Source organism: Desulfolutivibrio sp. (assembly GCF_036584575.1).
In the GTDB taxonomy this organism is placed as follows: Bacteria; Desulfobacterota; Desulfovibrionia; order Desulfovibrionales; family Desulfovibrionaceae; genus Desulfolutivibrio.
Genome location: NZ_JAZHDB010000151.1, coordinates 1 through 3127 on the forward strand (window position 1 = coordinate 1; position 3127 = coordinate 3127).

A 3127-nucleotide genomic window follows, 5' to 3' on the forward strand; every position below is an offset into this window, starting at 1 on the left:
CCCCCAACTCAACCAGGCGCGCATGACAGCGCGTCATCTCTTCCGGGCTGGCCGGAAACAGGGTCTCCCCATTGACCAGAATCGGCAATCCGGCGTTGGCCTGGGCAATCAGCGGCAGCGAACTGACGGCGCGCATCTGTTCGAGCAATTCACAAACGCCTTCAATGCCAAGACCGCAATTGGTGCCGATAACATCCACCTGCAACCCTTCAAGAGTCACAGCGGCAGCCGCCGGCGGCGTTCCCAGCACAGTGCGACCCCCATCGTCAAAGGTCATCATCGCCACCACCGGCAGCTTCGAATAAAGTCGGCACGCCAGAATCGCCGCTTTCAGTTCACCCTCCCCGGTTCATCCTCTTCCAAAAGGAGCAGGCATGTCGCGGATTGTTATTGACGAGGAGCGGTGCAAGGGGTGTCTCCTTTGCACGTTGGCGTGTCCCAAGGAGATTGTGGTGCAGTCTTCGCGGTTCAACCAGCAGGGCTACAAGGTTGTCGAGGTAGCGCCTGGCGAGGAGTCCAAGTGTACCGGGTGCGCCAGTTGCGCCATGGTCTGTCCGGACGTGGCCATCACGGTCTGGAAGACGGTGAAGCCGAAAAAGAGCCAGGAGGCGGCCCATGTCTGAGAAGCGCATGTTCATCAAGGGCAACGAGGCCATCGCTTACGGGGCCCTGGCTGCCGGGCTTAAGTGCTATTTCGGCTATCCCATCACTCCCCAGAACGACATTCCGGAATTTTTGTCCAAGGCCCTGCCCGACGCCGGGGGCGAGTTCGTCCAGGCCGAGAGCGAGGTGGCCTCGGCCAACATGCTGCTGGGCGCGGCGGCCTGCGGGGTCCGGGCCATGACCACCTCGTCGAGCCCGGGCATTTCGCTCATGCAGGAGGCCATTTCGTACATGGCCGGAAGCGAGCTTCCCGGGGTGATCGTGAACATGAACCGGGGCGGCCCGGGCCTGGGCGACATCGGCCCCTCCCAGGGCGACTATTTCCAGTCCACCAAGGGCGGCGGCCACGGCGACTACCGGCTTTTGGTCCTTTCTCCGTCCACCTGCCAGGAAGCCTATGATCTGATCATCGCGGCCTTCGACCTGGCTTTTAAATATCGCAATCCGGTGCTGATCCTGGGCGACGCCATCCTGGGCCAGATGAAAGAGCCGGTGACGACCTGGACGCCTGAGCCGGTATCGCCTGCCGAGGGCGGCGACTGGCGGCTCGACGGCGCGGCCGGGCGGCCCTCGCGGCTTCTCAAGTCGCTTTTCCTGGATGAGGGCGAATTGGCCGGTCAGAATCTGCATTTGGACGCCAAGTACAAGGCCATGCAGTCCGAGGTGCGCTTCGAGGCCTATCAGACCGAGGACGCCGAGCTTGTGGTGGTGGCGCATGGGTCCATCGGCCGCATCGCCAAGAGCGCGGTGCGCTCGCTTCGGGCGGCGGGGGAGAAGGTGGGGCTTTTTCGGCCCATCACGCTGTTTCCGTTTCCGACCCAGGCCCTGGCGGACTTGGCGACGCAGGGAAAGCGCTTTTTGACCATCGAGCACAACATGGGGCAGATGGTCGAGGATGTGCGCCTGGCCGTGCGTTTCCATGCCGACAGCGGCTTCCACGGCTTTTTGCCGGGCAACATGCCCACTCCCGACGAGATTGAAGCGCCGATCCGCTCGGCCCTTTCGAGGTAGGACATGAAGGACGAACTGGTTTTTGAACGCCCCTCGGTCATGACCGACCGGGGCATGCATTATTGTCCCGGCTGCCATCACGGCGTGGCCCACAGGCTGGTGGCCGAGTGTCTGGTGGAGATGGGGCTTGTGGAGAAGACCATCGCCGTCAGCGCCATCGGCTGCTCGGTGTTTTTGTACAATTACATCTCGGTGGACACGGTGGAGGCCCCGCACGGCCGGGCGCCGGCCGTGGCCACGGGGGTCAAGCGGGCCCGGCCCGACGCCTTCGTCTTCACCTATCAGGGCGACGGCGACCTGGCGTCCATCGGACTTGCGGAAATCATGCACTGCGCCAACCGGGGCGAACGGCTCACGGTGGTCTTCGTCAACAACACGGTCTACGGCATGACCGGCGGCCAGATGGCCCCCACCACGCTCATCGGCCAAAAGACCACCACCTGCCCGGGCGGCCGCTGCCAGGACCGCGAGGGCGGCCCCATGAACATGGCCGAGATCATCGCGGGCCTGGGCGGCACGGTGTACAGCACGCGCGTGGCCCTGGATTCGGTCAAACACATCGTGCAGGCCAAAAAGGCCCTGAAAAAGGCCTTCACCATCCAGGAAGAAAGCCTGGGCTTCAGTTTCGTGGAGCTTTTGGCCACCTGTCCCACCAACTGGCGCATGACCCCGCTTCAGGCCAACGAGCGCATCGCCAAGGAGATGATTCCCGTGTTTCCGCTGGGGGTCTTCCGGGACGCAACCGGCGAAGGAGGCGGCAAGTGAGTCTGTATCAGGATGTGATCATCGCCGGTTTCGGCGGCCAGGGGGTCATGCTCATCGGCAACCTTCTGGCCTATGCGGGCATGAACCAGGGCTTAAACGTCACCTATATTCCGGTCTACGGCCCGGAGATGCGCGGCGGCACGGCCAACTGCACGGTGGTGGTCTCCGAGGAGGAGATCGGTTCGCCCATCATCCATCGCCCGAAAAGCCTGATCATCATGAACCGGCCCTCGCTGGACAAGTTCGGCCCCAGGCTCGTGGACGGCGGCGTGCTGATCCTCAATTCGTCGCTGGTCGATCCGGAGTTGGCCGAGGCCGACCGGGTGCGGCTGGTGTCCGTACCCTGCAACGAGATCGCCGACGGCCTGGGCAACGCGCGCATGGCCAACATGGTGGCCATCGGGGCCTACGTGGCGGCCTCGGGGGTTTTGCCCCTGTCGGCGGTGGAGGACAGCCTGTCGCACGTCATCTCCAGCCATTACGCCAAGCTCATTCCTAAAAACATCGAGGCCATCCGGGCCGGCGCCGCCCGGGCGGCGTAGGCGACGTAGGCGGTAGATAGTCTGTAGGGGGGATGCCTCCGGCGGCCAAAGGGTTTCACCCTTTGGAATCCCGTAACGGGACGCATCCTCCCTCTGGCGTCTTATCACCCCCCCGAAAAAGTTTTTTGGGGAGGGGGAGGGGTCTG

5 protein-coding genes are annotated in these 3127 nt (G+C 63.6%); 4 read left to right on the plus strand and 1 reads right to left on the minus strand.

The window, feature by feature from the left end; translation table 11 throughout:
* Positions 1-280 (minus strand): homocysteine S-methyltransferase family protein (locus tag V3572_RS11250; protein ID WP_332111090.1); only part of this gene is annotated, 280 nt, incomplete at its 3' end.
* 94 nt (positions 281-374) lie between these two features.
* On the opposite strand from V3572_RS11250, the gene V3572_RS11255 reads away from it, so the two are divergent.
* Genes V3572_RS11255 through V3572_RS11270 form a run of 4 tightly spaced genes read left to right on the plus strand, consistent with a single transcriptional unit; the run spans position 375 to position 2981 of the window.
* Entirely contained in the window at positions 375-623 is a 249-nt protein-coding gene (locus V3572_RS11255; protein ID WP_332111091.1) for a ferredoxin family protein, read from the plus strand.
* The gene (locus tag V3572_RS11260) at positions 616-1674 is read left to right on the plus strand and encodes a 3-methyl-2-oxobutanoate dehydrogenase subunit VorB (RefSeq protein WP_332111092.1); all 1059 of its coding nucleotides are present in this window, start codon (positions 616-618) and stop codon (positions 1672-1674) included. Before V3572_RS11255 ends, V3572_RS11260 begins: the two co-directional genes overlap by 8 nt.
* Positions 1675-1677: 3 nt before the next feature.
* Entirely contained in the window at positions 1678-2439 is a 762-nt protein-coding gene (locus V3572_RS11265; protein ID WP_332111093.1) for a thiamine pyrophosphate-dependent enzyme, read from the plus strand.
* Positions 2436-2981, plus strand: a complete 546-nt coding sequence (locus tag V3572_RS11270; RefSeq protein ID WP_332111094.1) for a 2-oxoacid:acceptor oxidoreductase family protein — start codon at positions 2436-2438, stop codon at positions 2979-2981. The genes V3572_RS11265 and V3572_RS11270 overlap by 4 nt, the downstream gene beginning before the upstream one ends.
* Positions 2982-3127 lie beyond the last annotated feature (146 nt).

What these genes read in the sequence shown, in the direction of transcription:
- V3572_RS11255 (WP_332111091.1), top strand. Translation starts at nt 375, where the DNA reads ATGTCGCGGATTGTTATTGACGAGGAGCGGTGCAAGGGGTGTCTCCTT.
- V3572_RS11260 (WP_332111092.1), top strand. Translation starts at nt 616, where the DNA reads ATGTCTGAGAAGCGCATGTTCATCAAGGGCAACGAGGCCATCGCTTAC.
- V3572_RS11265 (WP_332111093.1), top strand. Translation starts at nt 1,678, where the DNA reads ATGAAGGACGAACTGGTTTTTGAACGCCCCTCGGTCATGACCGACCGG.